Source organism: Variovorax durovernensis, from assembly GCF_977011995.1.
Genome location: NZ_CDRNCW010000001.1, coordinates 2,412,817 through 2,439,338 on the forward strand (window position 1 = coordinate 2,412,817; position 26,522 = coordinate 2,439,338).

The 26,522-nt window shown below is 63.8% G+C and carries 26 protein-coding genes and 2 pseudogenes; 9 read left to right on the forward strand and 19 right to left on the reverse strand.

Features of this window, described 5'->3' with window-relative positions; genetic code table 11:
* The first annotated feature begins 36 nt into the window (after positions 1 to 36).
* Positions 37 to 537 (forward strand): cupredoxin domain-containing protein, encoded by a 501-nt coding sequence (locus ACWV14_RS11595; RefSeq protein ID WP_454909487.1) that lies wholly within the window; start codon positions 37 to 39, stop codon positions 535 to 537.
* Positions 538 to 576: 39 nt separating this feature from the next.
* Here the strand turns inward: ACWV14_RS11595 and ACWV14_RS11600 are convergent, their stop codons facing one another.
* On the reverse strand, positions 577 to 879 hold the full coding sequence (locus ACWV14_RS11600) for a hypothetical protein (RefSeq protein WP_454909488.1): 303 nt from the start codon (positions 877 to 879) through the stop codon (positions 577 to 579).
* 112 nt (positions 880 to 991) lie between these two features.
* Positions 992 to 1,351 carry a beta family protein gene (locus ACWV14_RS11605; protein WP_454909489.1) on the reverse strand — a complete coding sequence of 120 codons (360 nt, stop codon included), beginning with the start codon at positions 1,349 to 1,351 and terminating at the stop codon, positions 992 to 994.
* 80 nt (positions 1,352 to 1,431) lie between these two features.
* Here ACWV14_RS11605 and ACWV14_RS11610 point away from each other — a divergent pair, with 80 nt between their 5' ends.
* Positions 1,432 to 3,090: an FTR1 family protein gene (locus ACWV14_RS11610; RefSeq protein WP_455342654.1), complete on the forward strand. Its 1,659-nt coding sequence runs from the start codon at positions 1,432 to 1,434 to the stop codon at positions 3,088 to 3,090.
* Here the strand turns inward: ACWV14_RS11610 and ACWV14_RS11615 are convergent.
* Both ACWV14_RS11615 and ACWV14_RS11620 read right to left on the reverse strand, forming a co-directional pair.
* Entirely contained in the window at positions 3,050 to 3,982 is a 933-nt protein-coding gene (locus ACWV14_RS11615) for an IS5 family transposase (RefSeq protein WP_454912748.1), read from the reverse strand. The genes ACWV14_RS11610 and ACWV14_RS11615 overlap by 41 nt on opposite strands.
* Before the next feature lie 14 nt (positions 3,983 to 3,996).
* A complete protein-coding gene (locus tag ACWV14_RS11620) occupies positions 3,997 to 4,164 on the reverse strand; it encodes a hypothetical protein (RefSeq protein WP_454909546.1) in 168 nt (55 codons plus the stop codon).
* An 88-nt stretch (positions 4,165 to 4,252) separates the two neighbouring features.
* On the opposite strand from ACWV14_RS11620, the gene ACWV14_RS11625 reads away from it, so the two are divergent.
* From ACWV14_RS11625 to ACWV14_RS11635, 3 genes are all read left to right on the forward strand, one after another.
* Positions 4,253 to 4,537, forward strand: a complete 285-nt coding sequence (locus ACWV14_RS11625; protein WP_454909547.1) for a hypothetical protein — start codon at positions 4,253 to 4,255, stop codon at positions 4,535 to 4,537.
* Positions 4,534 to 5,118, forward strand: a complete 585-nt coding sequence (locus ACWV14_RS11630; protein WP_454909548.1) for a hypothetical protein — start codon at positions 4,534 to 4,536, stop codon at positions 5,116 to 5,118. The genes ACWV14_RS11625 and ACWV14_RS11630 overlap by 4 nt, the downstream gene beginning before the upstream one ends.
* 728 nt (positions 5,119 to 5,846) lie before the next feature.
* On the forward strand, positions 5,847 to 6,314 hold the full coding sequence (locus ACWV14_RS11635) for an SET domain-containing protein (protein ID WP_454909549.1): 468 nt from the start codon (positions 5,847 to 5,849) through the stop codon (positions 6,312 to 6,314).
* 12 nt (positions 6,315 to 6,326) lie between these two features.
* On the opposite strand, the gene ACWV14_RS11640 is transcribed toward ACWV14_RS11635, so the two are convergent.
* The 10 genes and pseudogenes from ACWV14_RS11640 to ACWV14_RS11685 all read right to left on the reverse strand — a co-directional run bounded on the left by ACWV14_RS11640 (position 6,327) and on the right by ACWV14_RS11685 (position 15,764).
* Entirely contained in the window at positions 6,327 to 7,550 is a 1,224-nt protein-coding gene (locus tag ACWV14_RS11640; protein ID WP_454909550.1) for a phage integrase N-terminal domain-containing protein, read from the reverse strand.
* 126 nt (positions 7,551 to 7,676) lie between these two features.
* Positions 7,677 to 8,189 (reverse strand): hypothetical protein, encoded by a 513-nt coding sequence (locus ACWV14_RS11645; protein WP_454909551.1) that lies wholly within the window; start codon positions 8,187 to 8,189, stop codon positions 7,677 to 7,679.
* An 11-nt stretch (positions 8,190 to 8,200) separates the two neighbouring features.
* A complete protein-coding gene (locus ACWV14_RS11650; protein WP_454909552.1) occupies positions 8,201 to 9,037 on the reverse strand; it encodes an MqnA/MqnD/SBP family protein in 837 nt (278 codons plus the stop codon).
* A 24-nt stretch (positions 9,038 to 9,061) separates the two neighbouring features.
* Complete coding sequence (locus ACWV14_RS11655; protein WP_454909553.1) at positions 9,062 to 9,616, reverse strand: hypothetical protein; 555 nt, start codon at positions 9,614 to 9,616, stop codon at positions 9,062 to 9,064.
* 133 nt (positions 9,617 to 9,749) lie between these two features.
* Positions 9,750 to 10,811: pseudogene (locus ACWV14_RS11660) on the reverse strand (3-deoxy-7-phosphoheptulonate synthase); the annotation flags it as partial.
* A 234-nt stretch (positions 10,812 to 11,045) separates the two neighbouring features.
* A complete protein-coding gene (locus ACWV14_RS11665; RefSeq protein WP_454909554.1) occupies positions 11,046 to 11,747 on the reverse strand; it encodes a hypothetical protein in 702 nt (233 codons plus the stop codon).
* A 253-nt stretch (positions 11,748 to 12,000) separates the two neighbouring features.
* Complete coding sequence (locus tag ACWV14_RS11670; RefSeq protein ID WP_301512338.1) at positions 12,001 to 12,198, reverse strand: hypothetical protein; 198 nt, start codon at positions 12,196 to 12,198, stop codon at positions 12,001 to 12,003.
* Complete coding sequence (istB, locus tag ACWV14_RS11675) at positions 12,195 to 12,986, reverse strand: IS21-like element helper ATPase IstB (RefSeq protein WP_301505346.1); 792 nt, start codon at positions 12,984 to 12,986, stop codon at positions 12,195 to 12,197. Before istB (ACWV14_RS11675) ends, ACWV14_RS11670 begins: the two co-directional genes overlap by 4 nt.
* Positions 12,979 to 14,496 carry an IS21 family transposase gene (gene istA, locus ACWV14_RS11680; RefSeq protein ID WP_301505348.1) on the reverse strand — a complete coding sequence of 506 codons (1,518 nt, stop codon included), beginning with the start codon at positions 14,494 to 14,496 and terminating at the stop codon, positions 12,979 to 12,981. The genes istB (ACWV14_RS11675) and istA (ACWV14_RS11680) overlap by 8 nt, the downstream gene beginning before the upstream one ends.
* Positions 14,497 to 15,407: 911 nt before the next feature.
* Complete coding sequence (locus tag ACWV14_RS11685) at positions 15,408 to 15,764, reverse strand: hypothetical protein (protein ID WP_454909555.1); 357 nt, start codon at positions 15,762 to 15,764, stop codon at positions 15,408 to 15,410.
* 310 nt (positions 15,765 to 16,074) lie between these two features.
* On the opposite strand from ACWV14_RS11685, the pseudogene istA (ACWV14_RS11690) reads away from it, so the two are divergent.
* Both istA (ACWV14_RS11690) and istB (ACWV14_RS11695) read left to right on the forward strand, forming a co-directional pair.
* Positions 16,075 to 17,627: pseudogene (gene istA, locus ACWV14_RS11690) on the forward strand (IS21 family transposase).
* Complete coding sequence (gene istB / locus ACWV14_RS11695) at positions 17,624 to 18,412, forward strand: IS21-like element helper ATPase IstB (RefSeq protein ID WP_454909556.1); 789 nt, start codon at positions 17,624 to 17,626, stop codon at positions 18,410 to 18,412. Before istA (ACWV14_RS11690) ends, istB (ACWV14_RS11695) begins: the two are co-directional and overlap by 4 nt.
* 114 nt (positions 18,413 to 18,526) lie before the next feature.
* Here istB (ACWV14_RS11695) and ACWV14_RS11700 read toward each other — a convergent pair whose 3' ends face one another.
* The 4 genes from ACWV14_RS11700 to ACWV14_RS11715 form a co-directional block, all read right to left on the reverse strand.
* The gene (locus tag ACWV14_RS11700; RefSeq protein WP_454909557.1) at positions 18,527 to 19,726 is read right to left on the reverse strand and encodes a glycerate kinase; all 1,200 of its coding nucleotides are present in this window, start codon (positions 19,724 to 19,726) and stop codon (positions 18,527 to 18,529) included.
* 4 nt (positions 19,727 to 19,730) lie between these two features.
* The gene (gene lspA, locus ACWV14_RS11705; RefSeq protein ID WP_013397107.1) at positions 19,731 to 20,207 is read right to left on the reverse strand and encodes a signal peptidase II; all 477 of its coding nucleotides are present in this window, start codon (positions 20,205 to 20,207) and stop codon (positions 19,731 to 19,733) included.
* Positions 20,208 to 20,408: 201 nt separating this feature from the next.
* Positions 20,409 to 21,023, reverse strand: a complete 615-nt coding sequence (locus tag ACWV14_RS11710; RefSeq protein WP_454909558.1) for a phosphatase PAP2 family protein — start codon at positions 21,021 to 21,023, stop codon at positions 20,409 to 20,411.
* A gap of 7 nt (positions 21,024 to 21,030) precedes the next feature.
* Positions 21,031 to 23,943, reverse strand: coding sequence for a heavy metal translocating P-type ATPase (locus tag ACWV14_RS11715; protein ID WP_454909494.1), 2,913 nt, complete (start codon positions 23,941 to 23,943; stop codon positions 21,031 to 21,033).
* 89 nt (positions 23,944 to 24,032) lie between these two features.
* Between ACWV14_RS11715 and cadR the strand changes: the two genes are divergently transcribed.
* Positions 24,033 to 24,431: a Cd(II)/Pb(II)-responsive transcriptional regulator gene (gene cadR / locus ACWV14_RS11720; protein ID WP_454909493.1), complete on the forward strand. Its 399-nt coding sequence runs from the start codon at positions 24,033 to 24,035 to the stop codon at positions 24,429 to 24,431.
* A gap of 12 nt (positions 24,432 to 24,443) precedes the next feature.
* On the opposite strand, the gene ACWV14_RS11725 is transcribed toward cadR, so the two are convergent.
* On the reverse strand, positions 24,444 to 25,679 hold the full coding sequence (locus ACWV14_RS11725) for a sterol desaturase family protein (protein ID WP_454909492.1): 1,236 nt from the start codon (positions 25,677 to 25,679) through the stop codon (positions 24,444 to 24,446).
* Positions 25,680 to 25,864: 185 nt separating this feature from the next.
* Between ACWV14_RS11725 and ACWV14_RS11730 the strand changes: the two genes are divergently transcribed.
* Positions 25,865 to 26,500 carry a cation transporter gene (locus ACWV14_RS11730; RefSeq protein ID WP_454909491.1) on the forward strand — a complete coding sequence of 212 codons (636 nt, stop codon included), beginning with the start codon at positions 25,865 to 25,867 and terminating at the stop codon, positions 26,498 to 26,500.
* Positions 26,501 to 26,522: the final 22 nt, after the last annotated feature.

Sequence of the window (26,522 nt, forward strand, 5' to 3'; positions counted from 1 at the left end):
TTTCCAGACAAGCCCAACCACCTCCCAAGGAATCATATGAAATCGATCAAGACATTGCTGCTCGTCAGCACCCTGGTGTTCTCGGGCTGGGCCCTTGCACACGGCGACGAGGATCACAGCGCATCGAGCGGACCGATACGCAAGGAGCAAAAGAATTGGGGCATCGCGGGCGATGCGAGCGCGGCCAAGCGAACGCTGGAATTCAAGATGAGCGACAGCATGCGCTTCACACCCGATCGCATCCAGGTCAAGCAGGGCGAGACCGTCCGGCTGTCCATTCGCAATGAAGGACAGGTCATGCACGAGTTTGTCCTGGGCACGAAGAAGGAACTCGACGACCATGCCGCACTCATGATGAAGTTCCCGGGCATGGAGCATGCCGAACCCTACATGGCGCATGTCGCTCCTGGCAAGACCGGCGAGATCGTCTGGACCTTCAACCGTGCGGGCGAGTTTGATTTCGCCTGTCTTATCGCGGGGCACTACCAAGCCGGCATGGTCGGCAAGGTCAAGGTCGCGGCCGCCACAGGATCTTGAGGGCGACGCGGGTGGACATGCCGTCGCGAGAGGCCGTCACTACCGCGGATAGCTGGGTCTGAGAGTGGGAAAGTTTTCAACGATCCACGCCGTGACCTTGGTTCTTCCTTGAACATCCGACGGCAATTTTTCATGCACGATCCATTCGATGATGAGCCGTGTTGCTTTCGACAGGTCGGCCTTCTCCGGTCCGACAAACGAGTTGAGGTAGGCAAGGACTTCGTAACCCTCCTTGCGGCTCAACCGATCCGCATCTGCCTTGACCTTGGTCGGATCATCTCCGGGAACGACCGTCCAGCTGTAGTCCGTGTAGTGCAAATCGGCTTTTGCAAGTTGGGGCATGTTGTTCCTTGGAAGTTGGTTCTGTAGGGATGAGACTGCACGTTGCTCTGTTGGGCGCGAGCGCGAGCACTGCACTAGGAAAAAAGGAGGCTGCCAAATCAGTTCTGCTGTCTCATATGGCCGACGACGTGAACACCAGGTGGTGGCTAGCCACCGAGGGATTCATCATAGTGGGATCGATATCGGGCGCCGGGGCCGGATTGCTCACGGTGTAGTCGCTGAAGAGCACTTTCGCGTATGCAGGTTTGGAAATCAACGCCTTCCACACTTTCCATTCAACGCGCTCAATGTCGTGCAGCCCTTGCTTGCGGCCCACGAGGTTCAGTGGAAAGGAGCCACCGGCGAGCGTGGTGCTGCTGCACCCGGCCGCAATAGTCCACCTTCGGAGGGAATCAAGCAAAAGCTGACGAAGCCTGTCCCGGCCGTCGGTCCCGGCCGGCCAGCGCCATTGCCGCCAGTTTGTCGAAAGCATTTCGAGGCGAATGGATTGGCCTCAAGCAAAAACGTGGATCAATGAACGAAAATGGTAGTCGTTCTTATTTGGATTGAAGAATGAAGCGCTTGTTGTTGATTCTGTGGGTTGGACTGTGTTTTGGTGGTTCTGCAGTCGCGCAGACCCCTCCTGCTGGAACTGACGAAGGACCGCGTCAGCTATGGCAACTCCTGGACTATGTTGCCGTGGACTACGGTGGTGCGGTCGACAAGGGCGCCATCGTCAGGGAATCGGAATATGCGGAAATGCGCGATTTCACTGCCAATGCGGTGACCCAGGCGCGCGGCCTTCCTGCGCATGCCTCCAAGGACGCGGTAGTCACTGCTGCCACCAAACTGCAGGAGGCTGTCTCCAGCAAGGCAGATGGCGCAGAGGTCGCGCGCCTGGCGCATGAAGCGGAGGCGCTGCTGGTGGCCGCCTATCCCATTCCCGTGGCACCGAAGGCCTTGCCTGACCTCAAGCGAGGCGCAGCGCTCTTCCAAGCCCAGTGCGCATCCTGTCACGGCACCGCGGGCGCAGGCGACGGACCACTCGCAGCCAAACTGGAGCCACCGCCGATCGCTTTCACGGACCGGGAACGTGCTCGCTCGCGAAGCCTCATGGCGCTCTATCAAGTCGTCTCCCAGGGCGTTACCGGCACGGCGATGCCGAGTTTTGCTGCGCTGTCCGATGAGGACCGATGGGCGCTCGCGTTCTTTGCCGGCACACTTTCTCATGACGCCGGCATGCGCGAACGTGGCGAGCAGCTGTGGAAACATGATGCCGCTGCCCGCAAGGAGTTCGCCGACCTGGCCGCGGTGACCACGGGCACCGAGGCTGCAGCGGCCGGTCGCATCGGATCCGAAGCGGCCCGTGATCTGACGGCCTTCGTGCGCAGCCGACCCGAGGTGGCATCGGCAGCCGGCAACGCCGGCGGGCTGACCCTGTCCCGCACGCGCTTGGGTGAGAGCCTGGCCGCAATTCGCAAGGGCGACAAGCCTGCGGCAACCCGACTGGCGCTCTCTGCCTATCTTGATGGCTTCGAGCCGCTGGAGCCGTCCCTGGGTGCGCGCAACAAGGCACTCCTGACCGAGGTGGAGAGCGGCATGCTGGCCTATCGCTCGGCCATCAACAACGGCACGCTGGCCCAAGCCGAGGCCGCGGCTCAAAAGCTGGACTACCTCTTTGCCGAGGTAGAAAAGGAACTGGGCGGCGAATCGGCGGACCCGCTCACCACCTTCCTGGGCTCGCTGACCATCTTGCTGAGAGAAGGCCTCGAGGCCCTGCTGATCGTTGTGGGCATGGTGGCTTTCCTGAAGAAAGCCAATCGCCCAGACGTCCTGCGCTACGTGCATGGCGGCTGGATCGTGGCCCTGGCCGCCGGCGGGCTGACCTGGGCCGTGGCAACCTATTTCGTGAACATCAGCGGGGCAAGCCGGGAGGTGACCGAAGGACTTTCGTCCCTCTTTGCCGCGCTCGTTCTGCTGAGCGTGGGCTTGTGGATGCATCAGAAGAGCGCCGCCGGCCGCTGGCAGGCCTACCTCAAGGAAAAGCTCTCCTCGGCCATGTCAAAGCGCTCGGCTTGGGCCCTGTTTGGCCTGTCGTTCATCGCGGTTTACCGCGAGGTATTCGAAACCGTGCTCTGGCGCTGTTGCATAACCCGAATTCAGGGCGAGGCTCCCCTTACCCCAGACGCAGCTATGCCACGCGCACAGTCTCAGGCGTTCCCAGACTGGTGAACCTGTTGAGGATCGATGCCCGTACCTGTAGCTCGGTCACCTGCCTCTGGAAGTCCCGTGCCATCACGCGCTCGCCCAGTCTCTTGAAGCACCCCATCTTGGTCTCCACCAAGCTGCGGCGGTGATAACCGCTCCACTTCTTCCAGATTGAACGACCAAGCTTGCGTGTCGCCCTCAGGATTTCGTTTCTTGCCTGCGCCCCAGCTTTGCCATCCGCCCAAGGCTTGGCGTTCTTGCGTGTGGGGATGATCGCCGCAGCCTGCCGACTGGCGATGGCCTCGTGGCACGCTTTGGTTTCATAGGCACCATCGGCGCTCACCGAATGCAGTTGTTCGTCCGCAGGAATCTGCGCCAGCAACTCCGGCAGCATCGGCGCATCGCCAATGGCGTTGTCCGTGATCTCGATGGCGCGGATCTCCAGCGTCTGTGCATCAATGCCCAGGTGCACCTTGCGCCACTGCCGGCGGTAGTCGGCACCGTGCTTCTTCGTCTTCCATTCGCCTTCGCCCAGCATCTTCACGCCGGTGCTGTCGATCAGCAGGTGTAGGCCCGCGCTGCTGCGGCGCGTGGCAATGGCCACACTCAATGTCTTCTGACGCCGCGACAAGGTGCTGTAGTCGGGCACGGCCCAGTCCAAGTGGGCCAACTTGATCAGGCTCTCGGCCAGGCCCGTCGCCTGGCGCAGGCCCAGCCCGAACATGCACTTCAAGGTCAGGCAGAACTGGATCGCAGCATCGCTGAACACAGCGGGCCGGCCTGAGCGACCACTGGCAGGAGCCTGCCATTGAAGGTCGGCATCGAGCCAAACCATCAATGATCCCCTGCGCTTGAGCGCCGCGTTGTACTCACTCCAGTTCGTCGTGCGGTACTTCGCCCGCGGTGGCTTGCTCATCTGTCTAGCCTAGCCTAACCACGATCGGAGGCCACTCCCGCAGGGTTATGCAACAACGCCCCGTCGATCAGCCATGCATTCATGGCCGGCCAGTTCTCGCGCAGTTCGCTATACCCCAACTCGGCGAAGCGCACCTCGCTGAGCTTCATGATTCGATTGGCTGACGAGTCGATGCGAAACATGGCGTCAGCCCTGGACAGAGCGAGAGTCGACGCGACTGGGCTTGCGCGGATTTACAGTTCGGACAATGAGCAAGAGTGCAGCGAATTCTTGAAGGTCGGCGACTTTCTTCGGCCGGTGCGCAAGTGCATGGGCCTGCGCCCTGGCGAGAAGATCTCGGTGCTCCGTGACCCGATCCGGGTTCTGAATGTCCGACGCGAGCCGCTGCGGATGATGACCGACGACCTCGACTACGGCTTCGAGGAAGTTCGCCGGGAGGGCTTCGCGAGGCATCCCGATTACCACGCGCCCGGGCCCTGGGTCGCCATGTTCTGCGCCACGCACAAGGGCTGCACGCTGGCGACAGTCATCACGCGCATCGAGGCCAGCCAATGACTGTGATCACCCCGGAGCAGTTCCGCGCCGTCCTGGCGGCGCTGGGCGAACAAGGTATCGAGGACGTGGCGTGGTCGGAGGCGCTGCGAGCTCCGGCCAATGCCGATGACTTTGCGCAGAAGGCGATCTTTGTCATCTGCAACAGCGGCATGAAGAACACCGTCGCGCGTCTGATCTTCAGCCGGTGCCTGGGCGCGCTTTTCGATGGCCGGCCGGTGTTCGAGGTCTTTCGCCACAAGGGCAAGGCGGCGGCTATCGAGAAGATCTGGGCCGATCGCGACGGACTACTATCCACGTACCTGTCGCGAAAAACGGATGCCGACCGCATCGAGATGCTGGCGGCCCTGCCGTGGATCGGCAGCATCACCAAGTACCACCTGGCCAAAAACTTCGGTGTCGACGTTGCCAAACCGGATGTTCATCTTCAGCGTCTAGCCGATCGCGAGGGATGCACAGCCCAGGCGTTGTGCGACCGCCTCGCTGGAGAGGTTGGTTTGCGCGCAGCCACGGTAGACGTGGTGTTGTGGCGCGCGTGCGCCAACGGCGTCATCAATTCGCGCACGGGAGATATTCAGGCATGAAGCGTTCCAAGCCCTATGTAGGGTTGACGACGGAGATCGATGAAGCAATAGCCCGCGCCGCCCTCGAGGACCCGACTCCTGCATGGGAGTCCGCACGATGCCGTGCAGTGGCTGCGCGCGCACATGGAGAGACGCCGCATCGCGAGTGAAGCTTGCTGATCGGGCGGGACACTCGAAGCCTTGTTCAAGCGGCCAAATTTGGCCGCTTTCGTGTTGCGTTCACGCATTGAATATCGACCGCTCGGTACGGCGGCTCCTGAGGGACGGTGCCTTTGCAATTGCCGGCGATGCGCCGGCAGAAACGGCATATTGGTGCACCTCATCGAGCCGGCGTGCACCCGTCTGGCACAATCGCCGCCGGCCTGTGCACCCTCCCTAACTGCAAATCGCGCACAGGTCCTTCGGCCTGCTTCGTGCAGGCCTTTTTCTTGCGCCGCCACGCCAGTGCTGCAGTCCCGATCCATGCGCACTCGCCCGAACAAGCGGGCTCGACCATCGCCTCAATCAATCAACGCCCGACCAGAGGCCCTGCCCGTGAATTTCTGCTCCCAATGGACCACAAGTGCTGGCGGAGCTGCCGCGTACGGCATTCCTCACAACAGCACTCAGGACGACGCATTCGTCGTTGACGCATCATGGATACTGACTTGCTGGAACCTGGCTCGACGCACGTGGATCGGGAACGCAAATTGCATCATGCCAATGCGCGGAAGCACGGTCCCTCACCTATGCTCAATCTCCTTGTGAATTCCCTTCCCGGCATCGAAGTCAGAATCTCCAATGTCCATGGCCTCGGCGTGTTCGCCCTGTGCGATCTGCCGGCCGGCGCGTTCATCGGCCACTATGAGGGGCAGCGGTTTTCCGAAGCGCAAGCCAACCGTATCTCGTGGGACAACCGATTGACCTACCTCTTCGGCCTTTCGGACGGAACGATTCTCGATGGCGCCCGCGGCGGCAACGCCACGCGGCATCTGAACCACGCCTGCGATCCGAACTGCGAAGCGGTCGAAGAGCGTGATGGAAGCGGAAAGATTGTTCTGAGGATCGAAACCATGCGACCCATCGCCGCGGGCGGCGAGCTCAGCATTGACTATGCCCTGACGGTAGATGACGAAGCCAGCCCTGCCGACTACATGTGCTCCTGCGGCTCGGCGCGATGCCGCGGGACCATGCTTGCTGGCGCCAGCAGCAACTGATTGCGCGACACCTCAGCCTGCATCTGCTGCCGTGGTGCTTCCTCCACCACCTCTTTGATTCTGATCCGCGATGTCGGCCAGGATCTTGTCGACCAGGCGGTGAAACTCAACCCGCAGTTCATCCGTGTTGGCCCCCGTGAACTCGATGTTCTCGCCTTCCCCGACGATCACCCCGTGAAGACAGTTCGCCTTCATGTCCACATGGGTACGGGCCTGGAATCCGTTGTATGCCATGTCGCCTTCATCCGAGCGAGGAACGATGGCCCGTGGACGGAAGCTTCCGTAGTAGGCCCCGGTCACGTCGATACGATGGTGCCCCATCGCTTCGCTCACCTTCAACTGAATCGCCTTGCGAACCCCCTCCTCCATCTGGTCGGCTCGGCCTCCAAGCGTCGGCGGCAGCAGCCCCAGCATCAAGGCGCTGTTCTCCGCATACTCCGCCCTCAGCCCATGCCCGACCACGTCGGCGTCGCGCCCCGTGATTCCGATCTTTCTCAGGTGGTAGGCGTACTTCGCTTCGTTCTGCGCAAAGGTTCGGCCAGGCCAGCCCAGGTAGCGCCCCTTGCCGGCGACACGTTTTGCGTGCTCGAGCATGGCCCGCTGGAACGGGTGCTCGATCAGGATGTCACGATTCTTGCCGGACTTCGCGACGTTGTCTCGCAGCTGCAGGCAACCAACGGCGTCAGCTTTCGTGGGCACGATGCGCAGCTGTTCCTTCTTGCGAAGGCCGAAAGCGACTCCCAGACGCAGCATGGCGCCGAAGCGAATATCGATGCCGTCGGCCTCGATGATCTTCGCGGTCACGTCGATGCCGTTCTCGCTCCAGCTTTTGCTGCGCTCGGTGATCGTCGACACCCGAAACGACTTGGGGTCGAGCTCCGGCAGGAAATGGGCCGCACCGTCGCGCCTCGGGATGAGGTTGGGCTTGCCGATCCAGCGGCAGATCTGCCGCAGGCGGCTGACGTTGTTCTGGATGGTCTTGGGCTTCAGGCCGCTGCCGTGCCAGTCGCGGATCAGGGCTCTGACATGACGCTCTTCAAGGTTGGCAATGTCGCGGACTTCGAAGTTCAAACGCCACAGGCGTTCGCACGCGGCGCTCACCGTTTCGATTGTGAGCTCCACGGTCCGGTCAGATGCGTAGTTGCCGTTGAGCCGGTGCTTGCCATGGCGCAGCACGAGTTCGCGCGCGGAAGCCTTGAATGCCGCAAGGCGATCAGCATGGATGGGATTTGACATCGCATGATGGTTGCAGCGGGGTCCGAATCTTCCGGAGCGAATCGGCGCGGCATTCCCCTTGCATTCCCTCTCCTTGAGTGCGTGACTTGCTGTCCGCTCAATTTCTCCAGTCTGATCCGCGGTGGCTCACCGACCGGCAAGGTCTGCGCCGATGTGGAGTGCCATGCCTGGGGATGCCAGTTGATGCAGTTCGACAAGCTCGGCGATCGGAAGCGCGGGCGTCTGCAGACGATCTCGCGTGCCAGGGCATTTCGCCGCGCAGCTGAGCGTGCCATCCGAGGCGACCACCAGGCACGATCCCTCAACAGGGAGGTCTTCGTGCAGATCGTTGCGCCACCTCGCGGTAGGGAGCCGCAGACGCACTTTGTCGATCACGAGATCGCGGCGCAAGGTGAGCGCATTCGGCGGCGGAACCAGCGAGCGAAGCTGCTGAAGCCTCTCCATGAAACGCTGGTCGATCCGGAATTCGACTTCAAAGGCCCACCTGGTTTCGGCGCGGCTAGTGGCTCTCATGGTCACCGATCGGCTGCCAGTCTCCACATTCTGGTGATCACCCGCGTCGCGGAGGCTGGCTGGAAATGGATACCCCGCCACGGATGACCCGATCAACGGGGAAATCACGGTTTTCTCGGCGTTCACGCGCGCGTCCGCTATGCCGCCAGGGACGCTTCCCTGGCGTTCTTGAAGCCCTCGACCTCGGCAGGCAGTACCCGGCGCATCCGCTCGAGCCCGAGTTCCGCAGCATCGCCCAGCTCGTATTCGAAGTTCGCGTGCAGCCGCTCGATCTCCTCGACCAACATGGGCCAGTGATGCTCACGCTTGTGTGCCTGGACGGCAGCAGTCGGGTTCTCGCGGAAGCGCTGCATCGACGACGCCAGCAGGTTCTCCATCACCTCGATGGCCGCCGGCCGGGCATCGACGCGATGGACCCAGACCGCAGACACCAACGGCGCTCCCTGCCAGTCGAACCACTCTTGCCCGATGTCGATCTGGTACGGGAATCGGCCGCGGGCACGCTCCTCAACGGCTTGATTCTGGATCAGGAGCCGGGGTGTCGTGTCGTCGGCTGCGTCGACGTTGCGGCTCCAACGCCCGATTCGCAGCCCGTACCTGTCCTTGAGCAAGGCTTGCAGCGTGCGCACTGAGTTCGTGGTCTCACCGCAGATCGCAATGTCCTCGCCATCGAGCTCGTGCAGCGGCTTCTGCGAGAAGAGCATGACACTGTCCGCCCGTTGGCGAATGGCGATGCCCCAGTTCCTCAGGCGCATCCAGCGGTGTTCAAGGGAGAACCAGTCGGTCGCAGCCATCGGCGTGAAATCCAACTGCCCGCTTTCTGCCAGATGACGAACCCCGCTGGACTCGCAGCGAATCAGGTTCACAGGCCAAGTCTCGCTGAACACGTAGTTCGAAATCCACGGCACCGAAGTGAAATGGCCCACGTTGATATCCAGTGCTGCCCGCGGGGCTTGCGAAGCGCTGGTCTGCATGCCTGTTCCTTCACAAGGCAGCTGTCAGCTGCCCGGAAAATACTCGGTGGGATCGAACTCAATCGTGGTCGGCCGTGGGCGTGGCACCGCAATGCGCCTGAGTTCTGGGGGGCGCAGCAAGTCGCGCAGTGCATCGACCATGCGCGCGACGTTTTCTGGATAGAGCCAGACGTACGTCCGATAGTCGGGTGTCCAGCCCTTGAACTCTCGCCACAGATCAAGCCCTTCGAATTCAATTGCGATGTAAGGTCGCGGCTGCGTCCAGCGCTCGACTCCGTGGTAGGCCGCCAAGGCAACGCCCGCAGCACCGCCGAGTCTCAGCGCCTCTTGCGAACCGTCTCCGGAGCGAGCCAGATAGGCTGTCAGGATTTCGCAATCTCGGCGGTCGAGCCTGACGGCAACCGGCACATGCTTCTTCCGGTAGGGGCCAATGCCCATGCTCGAGATATCGATCACAAGCTCCAGGGCGTCAAAGTCTCGGTCAGACTCTGCAAGCGGTTCCACCTGGTAGCGAAGAATCAGCTGCTTTGCCTCGGCCGCGTAGATGCGGGTCTCCTCAGGCGGTGTGGCGAATCGCATGGACCCCTCCCAAAATTTCCTGGCCCAGCAAGGCGGCCAGGCAGGATCCATCGACAACTCGAACCTGGAGAAGAACGGGCGCAGACGCGACGATCAGCCCGTCGGCTGCGGCAGCGCCCTCGGTTCGATTCACAGCGCGACGACGCTTGACCGCCTGGGAAAGCGCATCGAGCACCTGCACCGAATCGTCCCAGCCGATGCATGCATCGGTGATGCTCTTGCCGTATTCGAGGCCCGAGAGCTGGTCCTTGCCCGGCGTGAACTTCTGGGCGCCGGCCTGCAGGTGGCTTTCGACCATCACGCCGAAGACGCGGTTCGAACCGCCAGCGATCTGGTTCGCGATGTCCTTCGCCACGTCGATCTGCTTCTGGTGCTGCTTGGAGCTGTTGGCATGGCTGCAGTCGACCATCAGCGTGGGCGGCAGCTTGGCGGCTTCGAGATCATTGCAGGCAGCTTCGACGCTGGCGGCGTCGTAGTTCGGCGCCTTGCCACCGCGCAGGATCACGTGGCAGTCACGGTTGCCGTTGGTCTGCACGATGGCGACCTGACCGTTCTTGTGCACCGAGAGAAAGTGGTGGCCGCGCGCCGCCGCCTGGATGGCGTCGGTGGCGATGCGGATGTTGCCGTCGGTGCCGTTCTTGAAGCCGATGGGCGCCGAGAGGCCCGAGGCCAGCTCGCGGTGCACCTGGCTTTCAGTGGTGCGCGCGCCGATCGCGCCCCAGGCGATCAGGTCGCCGATGTACTGCGGCGAGATCACGTCGAGGAACTCGCTGCCCGCCGGCAGGCCGAGCCGGTTGATGTCGATCAGGAGCTGGCGCGCCATGCGCAGGCCTTCGTCGATACGGAAGCTCTCGTCGAGGTACGGGTCGTTGATGAGGCCCTTCCAGCCGACCGTGGTGCGCGGCTTCTCGAAGTACACGCGCATCACGATCTCGAGCGTGCCGGCGTACTTTTCGCGCTCCACCTTGAGGCGGCGGGCGTATTCGAGCGCCGCGGCCGGGTCGTGGATCGAGCACGGGCCCATGACCACCAGCAGCCGGTCGTCCTTGCCCGCCATGATGTTGTGGATGCTGCGGCGGGTGCCCTCGATCAGCGTCTCGACCGGCGTGCCGCGGATCGGGAAGAAGCGGATCAGGTGTTCGGGAGGGGGCAGCTCGTGGATGCTCTTCACGCCGGGCTCTCGCGCTGGGTTCACAAAGGTTGTCCTTTCTCTGATCGTTGAATGAGCCTGCACCAAGGGGCCAGGCATGCCAATGACACGAGGCCGCGCGAAAAGCTTTGGCATGAATCACGATTTGAGAACACGCGCGAGGAATTACGTGCGCGATAGACGGACGATTGAGGTAGCGTTTCGATTGAACGCGCCTCTGGCCCGTCGGAGGGCACAGATGCATCGACACTGAAGGCGTCGCGCTAACGACGCCGGATTTCAGAGAGGTCGACGACCAACGTGCTGCAAAGTCGGCTCGAGCTTCTTCAGAATGTCCCGGAGAAGGCCCCGCTGGCGCTCGATCTCCGCTCGCATCTGAGCGCGTGATGTCCCGACTGGAAGGGTGACCGTTAACGATGAAAGCGGCAGGAATCGATCGGTGGCAATCGAGACGATCGTGTCGCCCTCCCATCGCAGTTCGACTGCCGCACCGAGCCAATGCTGGGGAACGGGATGCTTTGCATTGGGATTGAGCATCAAGGCAGTCCCTTCATGCCAGGTTTCCACAGGACTTCCGGGCTTGCCAACCTCATGAATGAAGATTTCCGGCAGCGTCGAATTGGGATCGAAATCCTGCGCAAGACCGAACCGCAAAATCTTCAATATGCGTGCGGGCCCCAACGCCTGTTGACCCATCCGAAGGAACTTCGCAATCGTTCCTGAGTTCGAGAACAGCACACCAGAAACGTTTTCAGCACCGGGCTGATTGAAGAATCCAGAGGGAATAGGAGTCAGGTTCCTCTTGAGATGGAAGGCAATCGGGTGCTCGCTGGTCACCAACTGCCCCTGCGCATCGTGGTACCACCGCTGCTCGGAGCCGTACAAATACTGGACCAGCGCTGCCGAGGTCTGAAGCAGCGAGCCGTTGCTGTTGAAATCTTGGATCGCCAGTATCAATGGCTTTCCAGTGACGTGCGGCAACTCCCAGTACTTCTTCTTCAGCTTGCTATAAAGGGGGCTCCCCAACTTGACCGCCGCCTCGTGCCGCGCATACTCGAGGGGATCGATCTCAACGCCCTCCTCTCCTTTGAATGTGTTGTAGGGCTCAGCGGTAGATGGGTTGTTGGCGGCGGTGTAAATCCGCTGCTATTCGGCGGTGAGGATGCGGTTTTGCAGGTGGTTGAGGCGCAATGGAAGAGGGCCCCTTGCGGGGCCCTGGTTGGGTGAGCGGGGTTCAGAACGGCTCGTCCGGATCGAAGGACGCAGGCGGCTCGTCGTGCACGAGCTGGTCGTACCAGGCCTGCTGGACGTCGCGGCCGTAGATTCTCCACAGCTGCTCGCGCAGCACGCGCAGGCACTCGAAGACGGCCAGGGCCTGCTCGGCAGTCCAGTTGGTGGGAAGCGTTGGTGGTTGTTCGCGCTCGGACATCATGACTTCTTGCTCCTGACAGGTTTGCCTGCGCGCTGCCTGGAACGCGCAGCCAGGCGCTCCTGAGCTTCCTTGGCGCGATAGGACTGGCCCTCGATGCGCACGACCTCGGCGCGGTGCATGAGGCGGTCCACGAGCGAGACGACGCACCCTGCGTTGGGGAAGACCTCGCCCCAGTCGGCAAACGCCTTGTTCGTTGTGACCACGGTGCTCTTGTGCTGGTAGCGGCGGCTGACCAGCTCGAAGAGCAAGTCGGCGTGGCGGTTGGAGTAGGACAGGTAGCCGACCTCGTCGATGAGCAGCAGATCGGGCGCGGCATAGCGGCGCAGCCTGCTGCGCAGGGCCGAGTCGCTGTCCAGCGCCGCGAGGTCGCCGAGCAACTGCCCGGCGGTGACGAACAGCACCGTATGTCCTGCCAGCACGGCCTGGTAGCCCAGGTTGCAGGCGCACATCGTCTTGCCCACGCCGTTGGGGCCGGCGAACACGACGTTGGTGGCATCGGCGAGGAACTGCAGCGTCATGAGCTCCTCGATGGCTGCGCGATCGATCTGCGTGGGCCAGCTCCAGTCGAAGTCGGCGACGGGCTTGAATTGCCCGATGTGCGCATCGCGAAGGCGCCGCTCCAGGCTTCGTCGGCCGCGTTCCTGGAGCTCCCAGCGCAGCCACTGCGCGATGCGCTGCGCCGCATCGGCGTCGGCCATCACCTCGGACCAATGGGCCAGAAGCCCATGCAGACGGAGGCCCTGGGCCTGTTCGCGCAACTCGGCGGCGTTCATCGGTGTCTCACTCATCGCGGCGATCTCCTTGGTCGGGCTGTGAGGCCTGCACGATCTGGTCGTACGACGCCAGCGCGTGCGAGCGCACCGGCGCGTCGCGCCGGGCGACCTCCTCGCTCAGGCGCAGCTCGGTGGGCGGCGGCAGGCCCTGCTCCTCGCGGGCGCGCTCCAGTGCCAGGCGCACGGCGTTGGGGTGTGGCACATCGCGTTTGAGCGCTTCGCCGATGGCCGCCTGCAGGGGCGCGGCGCCATAGCGATCGAGCAAGCGCAGCAGCGCGGCCGTGATGGTGCCCAGGTTGTGGCCGCGCGCGGCCGCCGCCTTGAGCAACGCGAGCGCCCCCGGCGCAGCATGGGCGAGCCGATCGGTGCCGCGATGCGCATGGGCGGCGCGCTTGCGCTCCACCAGCGCCTGGATATGGGCCAGATCCTCGATCTGTTGGCCGCTGTCATAGCTGCGCGGGTGCGAGGCGACTTCCTGTGCCCCGTCGAAGACGCGCATGCGCCGGTCATCGGCAAGCACCGACAGCGTGCGCCGCACATGGGTGTGCGGCACCGTGTAGTCGTTCAGGTCGAACCGCACGTAGGGTGTCTTGCCCACCTGCACGGCCACGCGCTCGCCCAGCGGGTACTCGCGCTCGGGCAACGCCAGCAGGCTCGATCGCTCGACCTCGAAGGCATCGTTCACGCTCAGGCGTGAATCCTCCGGCCAGCGCCGCTGCGACGCCTGGCCCTCGCACCAGGCGCGCGCCTGAGCGTTCAGATCGTCCAGGTCGATGAAGGCACGGGCGGCGAAGAAGCTGTCGCGAACGTAGCGTATGGCGCGCTCGACCCGGCCCTTCTCGTTCCCGCGCGCGATGGCCACCGGGCGCGGCTCGAAGCAATGATGGGCGGCGAACTTGAGCAGCTCGGGGTTGAAGCGCACGGCGTCGCCTACGCGCTCGAGTACGGCGCTCTTGAGGTTGTCGTAGAGCAGGACCCTCGCGCACCCGCCATAGGCGATAAAGGCCTCGGCATGGCCGCGCAGGAAGCTGTCCATCCGGGCATCGAGGAAGAACCTCAGGAAGATACGCCGCGAGTAGCTCAGCACCATCACGAAGGCCATCAGCGGTCGGCGTGCACGGCCGATCTGCAGGTGACCGAAATGAGCCCAGTCAACTTGGGCGGCCTCACCCGCAAGGGTGCGCAGCCGCAGGAAGGCCTCGGCCGCTGGGCGCGGGCGCATGCCGGCAATGACATGGCGGAAGTGCTCAGGGCTGCCGCGGTAGCCGCGTTCGTGGACCATCGTGAACAGCCGCGCGGCGGTGAGCGTGGGGAACTTGACCAAGGTCGCGAGGACGAAGTCGCGGTACGGATCGATGCGACTGGGCCGCAGCGGCGAAGCCGGCGCGGGATCGCCGGCCTGCGCGAGCACGCGCCGCACGGTATCGCGATGCACATGCAACTGGCGGGCGATGGTGCCTACGCGCCAGCGCTCGGCGCGGTACAGACGCAGGATCTGCGCACTCAGATCGGCATGGATAACCAAGGTGTCTCCTTCACGGACAGGGATCGATGAGGCGAGCAGGCCAGCGTGAAGCGCGGGCGTGACGCAGGAAGCCCTGGCGAGTCCAGGGCGACAGCGCCGCGGCACAGCGCCGGCAGCGCCAGGCGATCGGCGTCGCATCGGACACGGAGGGCGCGCGCACGTGGGCTTGCTCAGGCGCGGCCAGTGGAGCACCGAGGGCCGGGATCGGGGAACCCTGATGCGTCACGATGTTGGTGGCGGCAGTGTCCAACGCGGCCACTGAGTGGCACGGCCGCTCGCGTTCGCGGCGTCGCTGGCGCCAGCGGCGTGCGCGCTCGGCATGCGCCATGCGTCCGGCGCGGCCTGCCTGGTAGCGCCGTGCGGCCTCGCGCTGCGAGTCCTGGCGTGCTGCGCGAGAGCACGCCGGGCCGCAATAGCGCTGGCCGCGATCGCAGCGACTGCACAGCAGCACCTGTGCACGGCAGCGCGCGCACACGAACAGGCGGGCGGGATGGTCGACCAGTTGCCAGGCTCCTCGGGGTCACTCCCGAGGACCTCGCCGCTCAGAGCGGCGCCCCGCTGCTGCGAGCGGGCCCGGCCCGTTCGCAATACACTGGCGCTGCATCCGCTTCGGCGTGTTGTAGGGCACGGCGTGCGGAATGAAGCTGCCAGGCCAACGGCCGCCGCCGTGCCCGCCTACGACTCGGGCATGCCCCGAGTTCTACCGCACTCGCAGCCCACCCTCCCAGAGGACCGTGGCCGTCACGACGCGCCGCCGCGCAGCAGGCCGCCCTGCAGGGCGGCCTGCTGCGCGACCCATCCCACACGAACGATCACTGCAAAACCGCCGCCTCGCCGCCGGTCACGGAAACGGCACCTCACCGCCGATGAACAAAAGCGCCTTCTCACCGCCGATGAACAAAAGCGCCTTCTCACCGCCGAATAAGCGCGCTTCCTGACCGCCGTTCACATGGGTTGGCCGTCACGGCTTCGACCGCCGCCGTGAGGCCATCCCGCGCGACCAGGAAGTCTGGACTGCTGTGGGATCGGTCGATCACGAACCCGCGCTCTCGAAAAAGCTCGAACAAATACAGCTCGAACGCTCGCGAATCGAACCCTGTCGTCTGGAATTGCTCGACGAGATTGCCGTCAACGTCCTCAAAGGCCGCCTGCAACTCACGAAGCATGTTGCGCGCCGGCGCGTACTCATCCAGGTCGCGAAGCAGCCGGAACTGCGGATGCAGATCCTCCCCCTTCTTCTTCAGCGTCGTAAAGAGATCAACGGGCATTTGAATCCTGTTCTCGGACCTTTCACGACGAAGTCACGAGCCCGCTCCTCAGGCGGACCTGGACGCAAGCATGGGGGCATGATCCGATGATAGCGATCTGGCTGACGGTTCCCATGCCACGACGGGGCGGCCATCAAGACTGCGTATTTCGGAAGAGCGTGACCGGTGGTTTCGGCATCGTGACCGGTGATTTCGGGAACGTGACCGAAGATGTTTTGAGCCGGATCTGACCGGTTTTCCGGTCGGTGCTGACGTTGCGTATGAACCAACCGCTGGGGCATAGCCTCGCGCCCTTTGAGGGCCGGGCCTGATGCCACAGCAACGCATGGACATACGCATGATCAAGGACATACTCCGACTCAAGTTCCAGGGCAACCTGTCGCACGAGCGCATCGCCCAGAGGCTCTCTATCTCCAAGGGGGCCGTGGCCAAGTACCTCAGTCTGGCGGGCGGCGCCGGGCTCGATTGGGCATCGACGGCCGAACTCGACGAGGCATCGCTGGAACGTAGGCTGATGGGCGGCGGTGCGGCGCTCAGCCGCGTGATGGAGCCCGACTACGCTCAGGTGCACATCGAACTGCGCCGCAAAGGCGTCACACTGATGCTTTTGTGGGGTGAATACCGCGCCGCCAACGAAGGGCGCAGAACTTGGGCGTACACCCAGTTTTGCGGGCACTACAAGGCGTTCGCCAAGACCCTCAAACGCTCGATGCGTCAGCAGCGTCGCGCTGGCGAGAAGCTCTTCATCGACTACGCCGGGCCGACCCTCGCGTTGGCCGACGGTTCCCGCGCCCAGGTCTTCGTGGCCGCCATGGGCGCGTCCAGCTACACCTTCGCCTGCGCGACGGCTGACCAGAGCATGCGCTCCTGGTTGGGCGCGATGGCCCGAGCTTTGACGTTCTACGGTGGCGTGCCTTAGTTGATCGTGCCGGACAACCCCGGGCGCTGGTCAGCGAGGCCTGTCGCTACGAACCCAAGCTCAACCAGACGGTGCACGACTTCGCACGCCACTACGGCGTCTCGATTCTTCCAGCGCGCCCGTACTCTCCGAAGGATAAGGCGAGCGCCGAGTCGGCGGTGCAAGTCGTCGAACGATGGCTTATGGCACGGCTGCGGCATACGATGATGGCCGATGTTCGCGCGGCCGACGCGGCCTTGGCGGCACTGCTGCCCTCGCTCAATGAGCGCCGGTTCCAGAAGATCGAAGGCAGCCGCGCCAGCTTGTTCGCCTCGCTCGATGCACCGACGCTGGCGGCCTTGCCCGCCCAGAGCTGGCAGTGGGCGACCTTCAAGACCGTCACGGTGCACATCGACTACCACGTCGAGGTCGAAGGCCACCGCTACAGCGTGTCGCACTCGTTGGTCGGGCTGAAGCTGGAGGCAAGCATCACCGACGCGCTGGTGGAGGTGCTGCACCGTGGCGAGCGCGTAGCGTGCCACGCCCGCAGCGCACGGCGCGGCGGCTTCACGACACTGGATGCGCACATGCCGGCAGCGCACCGGGCGCGCAAGGAGTGGACGCCCGAACGGTTGATCCACTGGGGCGCAGACATCGGCGTGAACACCGGGCGCTTCGTCACGCAGTTGCTGCAAGGCTTCCGTCATCCCGAACACGGCTACCGCAGTTGCCTTGGGCTGCTCAGCCTGGCCAAGCGCTACGGGCCGCAGCGCGTGGAGGCGGCATGCATGCTGGCACTCGAACTCGGCGCCGGGCAGTACCGCCATGTGCGCGACATCCTGGCCCACGGGCGGGATCTGATCGAGCGCCGTGCGCCCGCACCCGAATGGGTCTCCCCGGAGCACGACAACCTGCGCGGCGCTTCCTACTTCCACCGAACACGCACTGAAGGACTTCCACCATGATGATGAACAACACCCTCACACAGTTGCGTGACCTCAAGCTCGTGGGCATGGCCTCGGCCGTCGAGGAGCAGCTCTCCAGCGCAGCCAGTACGGGTCTGAGCTTCGAAGAGCGCCTGGCGTTGATGGTCGACCGCGAGGTACACCACCGTAACGACAAGCGCCGCGCGGCGCTGTTGAAGAGGGCAAGCCTGAAGTACCCACAAGCCTGCATTGAAGATGTCGACAGCAAACCGGGACGGGGCTTCGAGCGTAGTTCGTTGATGAGCCTGACGCTGTCGCGCTGGGTGGAGGACGCCGCCGCGATCCTGGTCACCGGCCCGACGGGTTCGGGCAAGTCCTGGCTGGCCTGCGCGTTGGCACAGTACGCCTGCCGACGCGGGCGCTCAGCACTCTACCTGCGTGTGCCGCGTCTGGCTGAAGATCTGCGCGTTCTGCATGGCAACGGTGGCTTCGGTCGTTGGCTCGCCGCTGTTGCACGCACCGACGTGCTGCTGCTGGATGACTGGGGGTTGGCAGCATTGGACGGCCCGACGCGCGCCGACCTTATGGAGGTGATCGACGACCGCGCGGGATCGCGCCCGACGATCGTGACCAGCCAGTTGCCAGTCGAGCACTGGCATGCGTGGATCGGCGATGCCACGATCGCCGACGCCATCCTGGACAGGTTGCTGTCGCGCAGTCATCGCCTCAATCTCAAGGGCCAGTCGCTGCGCCCAGGCAAGGCAGCCGCTGCGCACGCCGAAGACGGTCGAATAGAAATTCAAGAGCCCAACACAGCCATATAGCGCAATCGCACACGCCGGTAGAAACATCAACCAAGGAGCCGCTCAACAACCCCAAAAAATCTTCACTTCCTACAATCTATACGTCACCGGGTTCTGCCGCGCAGACTCCTCGCACTATTTTCGTTTCCGCTTGCGCGTCGATTGGCAGTCAAGAAGCGCTAAGCGAACGACTTGCTCTGTAGCTCTTGCTACCAATTCAGGCGCCCTCGACATTGCGTCGGCCATCGAACCGGGCCGGTCGACAATACTGAAGTAGGCATCGATGCCGATTTCGTGCACTGTGTCTGCTCCATCTCCGACTGACCCAACGATCGCGACGACGGGAATGCCGGCCTGTTTCGCACGGCGCGCCACCTCCGCCGGCAGCTTGCCGAGCGGCGTGAGTCCATCGATGCTTCCTTCCGCGGTCAATACGAGATCGGCGCGCTCGAGGAGTGCGTCAAAGTCCAAGAAGCGCGAAAGAATCGCGAACCGGGGGTAGAGGCGCGCCCCCAGAAATGCGTGCAGACCTGCACCCAGCCCTCCCGATGCACCTCCCCCTTGCATGGTGCGAACGTCGATCCCGAGATCGCGTTGGATAACTGCTGCCAGAGTCCCGAGGCCAATCTCCAATGTGGCGAGATCTTTGGGCAACGCTCCCTTCTGCGGACCGAAAATTCGCGAAACTCCGCGTCGTCCCAGCAGCACGTTGTCCCAGTTCACCGCCACGTCGATGCTGACATTGCTGAGGCGCGGGTCGCGCCCGGAGAGGTCGATGTGAGCGAGGCCGTCCAATGCCCTGCAGCCGCGGCCGATGGTTCGCCCTCTACGATCAGAAAGCCTGATGCCTAGCGCTTGGGCAAGACCGGCGCCGCCATCGTTTACGCCGCTGTCGCCGCAACCGATGAGCAATCGCTGGGCACCCAAATCCAAGGCTTCGCGCACCAGGTCACCTACACCGTAACTGGTGGTCCAGAGGGGATCTCGTTGGTCCACAGGTACGTGCCGTAGACCTGCAGCCGCCGCGATCTCAATCGCTACAGTTCCAACATGGACTCCGCCGAGCAGACCGAGATGCGCCTCCAGCGGCTGGCCCACAGGACCAGTCACTTGCACCGGACGCAGACGGCCACCTGTCAGCTGCACAAGCGTCTGAACAAAACCTTCGCCACCGTCTGCCATGGGCGCACACAGGATCTCGGCGTCAGGGGCGGCCGCTCTTACTCCTCGCGCCATGCTCTCGATCAATTCAGCTACGCTCAGGCTCTCCTTAAAGCCACATGGTGCAAGCAGGATTCGCGGACGCAGATTTTTTCGCCTTGCTTCGGCAGTCATGTATTCACTGCTGGCCGGCAGGTCTGGACAACGACGCGACGATCAGGCTTATCGCACCTCCCACGATCGCCATGTCAGCAACGTTGAACGCTGGCCAGTGCCATTGACGCAGATGGAAGTCGAGATAGTCGATAACCTGCCCGCGAATAGCCCGATCGAAGGCATTGCCCAACGCACCGCCGAGGATGAGGCTGTACGCCAAGGCCTCAAGTCGTCGCGCTGGCCTTGCCAGTAGCCAAACCAGCCATATCGCGGCACCAACGGCGACAGCAAGTAGGAACCATCGTTGCCATCCACCGGCGTGCGCCAGAAAGCTGAACGCAGCCCCGGGATTCAGGACGTGGACCAAGTTGAAAAAGGAGGTCACCTCATGGGACCAACCTAGCGGCGTCGTCATGTCAATGTAGCTCTTGACGGCTTGGTCGCCAGCAAACACTACAAATGCCAGGTAGTACCAGTGGGTTGAATACGTGTAGTGCATCAATTCTTCTTTATTCGTGCAGGCCACGCTGGGGCAGGTCGCGGGGATTGCCGAAACATCTCCTCGATGCCCATTTGGAAAAGATCGGGCCCGCTGCTGATGGTTGAGAGAAGGTGTGTGTTTTGTCTTCGACGTCGGGCATGTCGCGCACCGAAAAAGCCGGCCAGGCGTATCGATCTATCGGACTACATAGTCCGACAGTCACCGCGTCGCTCGCGAGCGAGACACAAGGAGCCAGATCAGGGCGGCCGAGATCTCGACGCATGCCCAGCCCAAGACGAAGCTGGCAACGACATCCGCTGGGAAGTGCGCGCCAAGCGCAATGCGCGACCAACCTACAGCGATAGCGAAGGCCAGAAGGCCGATTCGACCGGGCCAGCCCAGAACTGGCCAGATCGCCGCAGCCAGAACCGCCACGTAGGCGGCATGACCGCTTGGAAACGAATAGCGGCTGTCCGGCATCCCGACGACTCGAAAAAAGCCTTCACCCAAGACCACCGCAGGACGTGGGAAAGCAAATGCCGCTTTCAAGAGGGCTGCCGATGACATCGTGAGCACCAGGCCAAAGACAAACCTTCGCAGGGCCAGGTTCGCAGAACGGGCTGCATCTGGCGCGTGGCTTCGGCGCCAGACTAGAAGGACTGCGGCGATCGCCGGAGCACCCCAATAGCTACCGACCCAGCTCAAAGCTTCAGGCAGCCACAGCAGCTGATCGGGGACGGCCTGATTCAAAAACATGAACAGGTTCAGGTTCGCTCCGCCCCAGTCGTAGAGCCATTGCTTGAGCCACGCAGCAGAGGTCAACGTTGCGTGCACTGGGGGATCAGGCCTTCTGGGTCTTGAGTAGCCTCAGACCATTGAAAACCACCAGCAAGCTCGCCCCCATGTCGGCGAACACGGCCATCCACATGGTGGCATGCCCGGTGAACGTCAACGCAAGGAACACCGCCTTGATGCCCAGGGCCAGAACGATGTTCTGCGTGAGGATCGCCGCGGTGCTGCGCGACAGCCGGATGAAGACCGGGATCTTGCGCAGGTCGTCGTCCATGAGGGCGACGTCGGCTGTTTCGATGGCAGTGTCGGTGCCGGCCGCGCCCATGGCGAAGCCGATGTCGGCACGTGCGAGCGCGGGCGAATCGTTGATGCCGTCGCCCACCATCCCCACCTGGCCCTCGCCGCCAACAAGACTCTCGATGGTCTTGAGCTTGTCCTCGGGCAACTGGTCGCCGCGGGCTTCCGAGATCCCGACCTGGGCGGCGATCGCAGCCGCCGTGTGCTGGTTGTCGCCGGTCAGCATCAGCGTGCGCACGCCCAGCGCCTGCAGGTCGGCCACCGCCGCACGGCTGGTTTCCTTGACCGTGTCGGCCACGGCGAAGACGCCGAGCACGGTCTTATCGTCCATCAGCAGGATCGCGGTCTTGCCTTGGCGCTCCAGCGCTTCGAGCAGGGACTGAAGCGCCTCTTCGCTCAGTCCCAACTCCTTCGCGAGCCTGTGATTCCCCATGTGCAGCAGACGGCCGGCGATGCGTCCGCGCACGCCGCGTCCCGGCAATGCCGCGAACTCGTCGACTTCGTGCAGTGCGATGCCGTCCCGCTTCGCCTTGCGGGCGATGGCCTGGGACACGGGATGGTCCGAGCGCGCGGCAAGACTTGCCGCCCAGGCGGCAACCTCCTGCGCATCACCGATCAGGGGCACGTAGTCGGTCTGCTCGGGCTTGCCGTGCGTGAGCGTGCCGGTCTTGTCCAATGCGAGTGCCTTGAGCTTGCGACCGCCCTCCAGATAGACGCCCCCTTTGATCAGGATGCCGCGTCGGGCGGCGGCGGCCAGGCCACTGACGATGGTGACGGGCGTGGAGATGACCAGAGCGCAGGGGCAAGCGATCACCAGCAGCACGAGCGCCTTGTAGACCCAGTCGAACCAGGCGCCGCCGAAGGCCAGCGGTGGAACGACCGCGACCAGCACGGCCACCGCGAACACGGCCGGGGTGTAGACACGGGCGAACTGGTCGACGAAGCGCTGCGTGGGCGCGCGGCTGCCCTGCGCGGACTCCACGGCATGAATGATGCGCGCGAGTGTTGAATCGCTGGCGCCTGCGGTCACCTTGTACTCGAAAGAGCCGGTCTCGTTGATGGTTCCGGCGAAGACCTGATCACCTTCGGCCTTCTCGACGGGCAGGCTCTCGCCGGTGATGGGCGCCTGGTTGATGGTGGATTGACCCGCCGTGATCACGCCGTCCAGTGCGATGCGCTCGCCTGGTCGCACGCGAACCACACCGCCCTTGGCGACCCCCTTGGCCGGCAGTTCCGTCCACGAGCCGTCGGGCTGCCGCACGGTCGCGGTCTCGGGTGCCAAGTCCATCAGCCCGCGAATGGCATTGCGGGCACGGTCCAGCGACTTCGCCTCGATCACCTCGGCCAACGCAAAGAGGAACATGACCATGGCCGCCTCGGGCCAGTGGCCGATCGCCATGCCGCCCGTGACCGCGATGGACATCAGGGCATTCATGTTCAGGTTGCGGTTTTTCAGCGCGATCCAGCCCTTCTTGTAGGTGCTGAGGCCGCCAGTGAAGATCGAGACCAGGGCCAGCACGATCACGGCCCAGTGGTTGCCGTCGTTGACCCAGTACACGCCCTCGGCGGCCACCGCCGCAACGCCCGAAACCGCCATGGGCCACCAGTTGGTCTTCGGTGCGGGCGCCTGGGAGGCGTGCGGTTCATCCGTTGTCTGCACCTGCGTTTCCATGCCCAGCGACTCGATGGCCTTGACTGCGGGCTTGATCGCGTCAGGCGTGTGCCGGACAGTGAGCGTGCGCTGCATCAAGTTGAAATCCATGCCCTGCACGCCCGGCATGCCTTGCAGCTTGCCGCGAATCAGGCCCTCTTCAGTTGGGCAGTCCATCTTGTCAATGCGCAGCACGGTGGTGACCGCCTGGAGGTCCTGCCGCGAGGCGCGCATCCCGATGGAAGCCAGCGCCTTCTCGATCGGCGCCGTGGAGGCCAGGGTGTGGTGGACGCCCAGCACGCGTTGCATCAGGTTGAAGTCCAGCGCGGTCACGCCCGGCTCCTTGCCCAGCCGGCCGCGGATCAGCGCTTCTTCCGTCGGGCAATCCATGTTCTCGATCCGGTACGTCACGCGCTCCCCGGCTGGCGGAGTGGAAACCGGGGGCACCGGCTGGTCTTGCAAAGCCGTGGGTTCAACCGCGGCCACAGCGGCAGTGGGCTGTGTTTGGCTGGCGGTCTGCTCCTTGGCGCGCATGCCGATCGAAGCCAGGACCTGCTCCATCTGCTCCCGCGCCTGTGCGAGGTGCTTCACCGCCAAGGTGCGCTCGACCAGGTTGAAGTCCAGGTCCTGGACCCCCTCCACGGCCCCGAGGTGCGAACGAATCAGCTTTTCCTCGCTTGGGCAGTCCATGTTCTCGATGCGGTAGGTCGTCAGCACAGCGGCTTCCCGGACGGCCTGGGCCTTCATGCCCACCGCGTTCAGCGCCTGCGCCAGGGCATCCGCCGAGACCTCACGGTGCGAAACGATCAGTTGGCGTTGCGGAAGGTCGAACAGCAGCCGCTCGATGCCGGGCATGCCCTCCAGCGTTCGCCGCACCAGTGCTTCCTCGTTACGGCAATCCATGTTGCTCACGTGGAAAACGGTGATCTCTGTGCTCGGCTTCTCACTGGCGCAGCCTGTCTGTTGGCCACTGCCGCCGGAGCAGCCGCATGTGTTGGGGGATTCTTTGTTCATAGAAGCTTCCATTGGCAGGGATTTGCCTACATTCCGTTATTGAACAACCTCTAGTAGGTATAAAGTCAAGCTTTTCCGGAGGAACAACCATGATGCGGATCGGTGAACTGGGCAAAAAGGCGGACTGCCCAGTGCAGACCGTGCGCTTCTACGAGTCCGAAGGCTTGCTGCCTGAGCCTGCGCGCAGCCAGGGCAACTTCAGGCTGTACGACGATGCGCACCTTCAGCGCCTGCTGTTCATCCGCCACTGCCGGGCCAAGGACATGACGCTGGAGGAGATCCGTCAACTGCTGAGCTTCCGGGATCGGCCCGAGCGGGACTGCGGCGAGGTGAATGCGCTGGTTGACTCTCATATCGCCCAGGTACGGACCAAGATGAAGGAATTGCGCGAGTTGGAGCGCGATTTGATGGATTTGCGGCGCTCCTGCGATACCGCCCGAACCTCGCGCGAGTGCGGCGTTCTCAACAGCTTGGCCGAGCATGCCTGAAGCTCGAGGGTGTCATCGCCGCTGGAAGGTGATCGGGTCCAGTTCCGGCGGCCATGCGCCGTGCTCCATCACGCCAAAGCGCCCGGTGCCGGCGTTCTGAGGCGGTGTGCGGCCGAGGGCGTGGCCCACAGGAGCCAGCGCGAGCCGGGCGAGCTGCGCCGCTACCTCCGCAACGTTGCGGGTTCTCCAAGCCAGCCCGAGCATCGCGGCGTGGCTGCGCAGGTGCAGGCCAAGGTAAGGCTGCGCCACGATATGGCCCAATTCATGGGCACGCCACGCGGCGCGCAGATCGCTGGCGGCCTCGCGAGAAGCGGCAATGCCCGTCTCGCGCAGGAAGGCGGCGCGGGCAAGCCCATGGTCATCTGCAGAAACGTCTGCCGCCGCCGGCCGGCGGCGGAAGGGATAGACCAGCTGCGGGCCGTACTCCATCGGAAAATCCGCCTCCTTGAGTCCCACTTCGTTGGCGCCGAGCGTGTGCTTTGGCAGCCGGAAAGTGCCGAACAAGTGGTCCCAGAGCATCCAGAACTCGCCGTAGTTGACCTGGGCGTCTTCATACTCTCGCTTGTGATGCCAGCGGTGGACTTCAGCCGCTCCGATCACGAATCGCAGCGGCCCGACCCGGTAGTCCAGGTTGGAGTGCTGGAAGGCCAGGTGCACGGCCAACAAGCCGAGCCATGCGCCGATGGCCAGTGCCGGTGCTCCCATCAGGACCACCGCGAGCACACCAGGCGCGGCCATCATCCCGGCATGCAAGGGATGCCGGCGCTCCCCGTTGAGCCAATACAGGCGCTCCGAGCTGTGGTGGATCGCGTGGAACCGCCAGAGCCGAGCCACGCGGTGACTCAGCCAATGGACGCTGTAGAGGCTCAGATCGAGTACCGCACCGACGGCAAGAGCTTGCGCCCAAAGCGGCCACTGGTCCGGCCACCATGTCCCGGTTGACCACAGCGGCGCCAAGGCCGCCACCACGCCGTGCACGGCGAGGAGAACAAGGAGGTTGACCGCTGCGTGGATGGCGTCGCACTTGCTGTCGCGGTGGTCGCGACTCCAGGCCGCATGAAAGGGCTGCCGCCGCTCCAGCAGGGCGACGCAAGCGAGCGCGGCAGCCACCGTGAGCGGCACCGTCGGGAAATATGGCCAGCCGGCCGCGAGCCCACCGAAGAGCACCACGGCGGTGGCGCCAAGGATCAGCGGGTAGCTGCCATACCGGATCACAGTGTCCAGGAACGGGCGTTTTGTCGTGCTCATCATTCTGTCCTCAGAAGGGTCTGGCCAAGATTGGAAACCCTCTAGCTGATGTAGAGTCAAGCAGGTCTTAGAACGGACGCGGCAGGCCTCGCCTGGTGTCGGCGCCATCGCAACTTGCGTGTATCTGCGCTTGACTCTCCAGCCGCTGCAGGCCTCAGGATCCTGCAACGTGGGAGGAACAACGCATGCCTGAAAACGACAAGAATGACAAAGACGACGAGCTCGGCGGCCTCGATGCGAGCAACGCGGCAGACCGCAAGATTCTGCGGTCCGTGTTGCTGATCAACCTGGCCCAGTCCGCCGCGGGAATCGGCATTGGCCTGTGGGCTGCCTCGACGGCGTTGATGGGCGCCGGGCTGGACAATCTCGCCGACGCGTCGGTCTATGCGGTCAGCCTGTACGCCGTCGGCCGGGCGGCAATGGTCAAGGTGAGGGCGGCGCGCCTATCGGGCTTATTGCTCATCGGCCTGGCCGCGCTGCTGCTGGTGGAGGTCCTGCGCCGCTTCGCTGGCGGAGAGGAACCTGTCGGCTTGGCGATGATGGCCATGGCCGCGGCGAACGCGGCTTTGAACCTGGTGTGCCTCAGACTGCTGCGCCGCCATCGCGGGGAAGATGTGAACTTCAAGGCGTCCGCGATCTTCACCAGCAACGACTCCATCGTCAATGGCGCGGTTGTGCTGTCCGGCGTGCTGGTGATGGGGTTCGGATCGAACATCCCGGACCTGGTGCTGGGCGTCATCGTGGCCGGGATCGCTGCGAACGGCGGCCGGGAAATCCTGCGCGAGGCGTCGCAAACGGCGCGGCGCAACGCCAGCGCATGAGGCCCGCCGTCGCCCCGTGCCT

What these genes read in the sequence shown, in the direction of transcription:
- ACWV14_RS11700 (WP_454909557.1), bottom strand. Translation starts at nt 19,726, where the DNA reads ATGACTGCCGAAGCAAGGCGAAAAAATCTGCGTCCGCGAATCCTGCTT.
- ACWV14_RS11670 (WP_301512338.1), bottom strand. Translation starts at nt 12,198, where the DNA reads ATGATGTCCGAGCGCGAACAACCACCAACGCTTCCCACCAACTGGACT.
- ACWV14_RS11600 (WP_454909488.1), bottom strand. Translation starts at nt 879, where the DNA reads ATGCCCCAACTTGCAAAAGCCGATTTGCACTACACGGACTACAGCTGG.
- ACWV14_RS11610 (WP_455342654.1), top strand. Translation starts at nt 1,432, where the DNA reads ATGAAGCGCTTGTTGTTGATTCTGTGGGTTGGACTGTGTTTTGGTGGT.
- ACWV14_RS11650 (WP_454909552.1), bottom strand. Translation starts at nt 9,037, where the DNA reads ATGCAGACCAGCGCTTCGCAAGCCCCGCGGGCAGCACTGGATATCAAC.
- cadR (WP_454909493.1), top strand. Translation starts at nt 24,033, where the DNA reads ATGATGCGGATCGGTGAACTGGGCAAAAAGGCGGACTGCCCAGTGCAG.
- ACWV14_RS11605 (WP_454909489.1), bottom strand. Translation starts at nt 1,351, where the DNA reads ATGCTTTCGACAAACTGGCGGCAATGGCGCTGGCCGGCCGGGACCGAC.
- ACWV14_RS11685 (WP_454909555.1), bottom strand. Translation starts at nt 15,764, where the DNA reads ATGCCCGTTGATCTCTTTACGACGCTGAAGAAGAAGGGGGAGGATCTG.
- lspA (WP_013397107.1), bottom strand. Translation starts at nt 20,207, where the DNA reads ATGCACTACACGTATTCAACCCACTGGTACTACCTGGCATTTGTAGTG.
- ACWV14_RS11730 (WP_454909491.1), top strand. Translation starts at nt 25,865, where the DNA reads ATGCCTGAAAACGACAAGAATGACAAAGACGACGAGCTCGGCGGCCTC.
- ACWV14_RS11635 (WP_454909549.1), top strand. Translation starts at nt 5,847, where the DNA reads ATGCTCAATCTCCTTGTGAATTCCCTTCCCGGCATCGAAGTCAGAATC.
- ACWV14_RS11615 (WP_454912748.1), bottom strand. Translation starts at nt 3,982, where the DNA reads ATGAGCAAGCCACCGCGGGCGAAGTACCGCACGACGAACTGGAGTGAG.
- ACWV14_RS11620 (WP_454909546.1), bottom strand. Translation starts at nt 4,164, where the DNA reads ATGTTTCGCATCGACTCGTCAGCCAATCGAATCATGAAGCTCAGCGAG.
- istB (WP_454909556.1), top strand. Translation starts at nt 17,624, where the DNA reads ATGATGATGAACAACACCCTCACACAGTTGCGTGACCTCAAGCTCGTG.
- ACWV14_RS11630 (WP_454909548.1), top strand. Translation starts at nt 4,534, where the DNA reads ATGACTGTGATCACCCCGGAGCAGTTCCGCGCCGTCCTGGCGGCGCTG.
- istB (WP_301505346.1), bottom strand. Translation starts at nt 12,986, where the DNA reads ATGAGTGAGACACCGATGAACGCCGCCGAGTTGCGCGAACAGGCCCAG.
- ACWV14_RS11640 (WP_454909550.1), bottom strand. Translation starts at nt 7,550, where the DNA reads ATGTCAAATCCCATCCATGCTGATCGCCTTGCGGCATTCAAGGCTTCC.
- ACWV14_RS11595 (WP_454909487.1), top strand. Translation starts at nt 37, where the DNA reads ATGAAATCGATCAAGACATTGCTGCTCGTCAGCACCCTGGTGTTCTCG.
- ACWV14_RS11715 (WP_454909494.1), bottom strand. Translation starts at nt 23,943, where the DNA reads ATGAACAAAGAATCCCCCAACACATGCGGCTGCTCCGGCGGCAGTGGC.
- ACWV14_RS11725 (WP_454909492.1), bottom strand. Translation starts at nt 25,679, where the DNA reads ATGAGCACGACAAAACGCCCGTTCCTGGACACTGTGATCCGGTATGGC.
- ACWV14_RS11655 (WP_454909553.1), bottom strand. Translation starts at nt 9,616, where the DNA reads ATGCGATTCGCCACACCGCCTGAGGAGACCCGCATCTACGCGGCCGAG.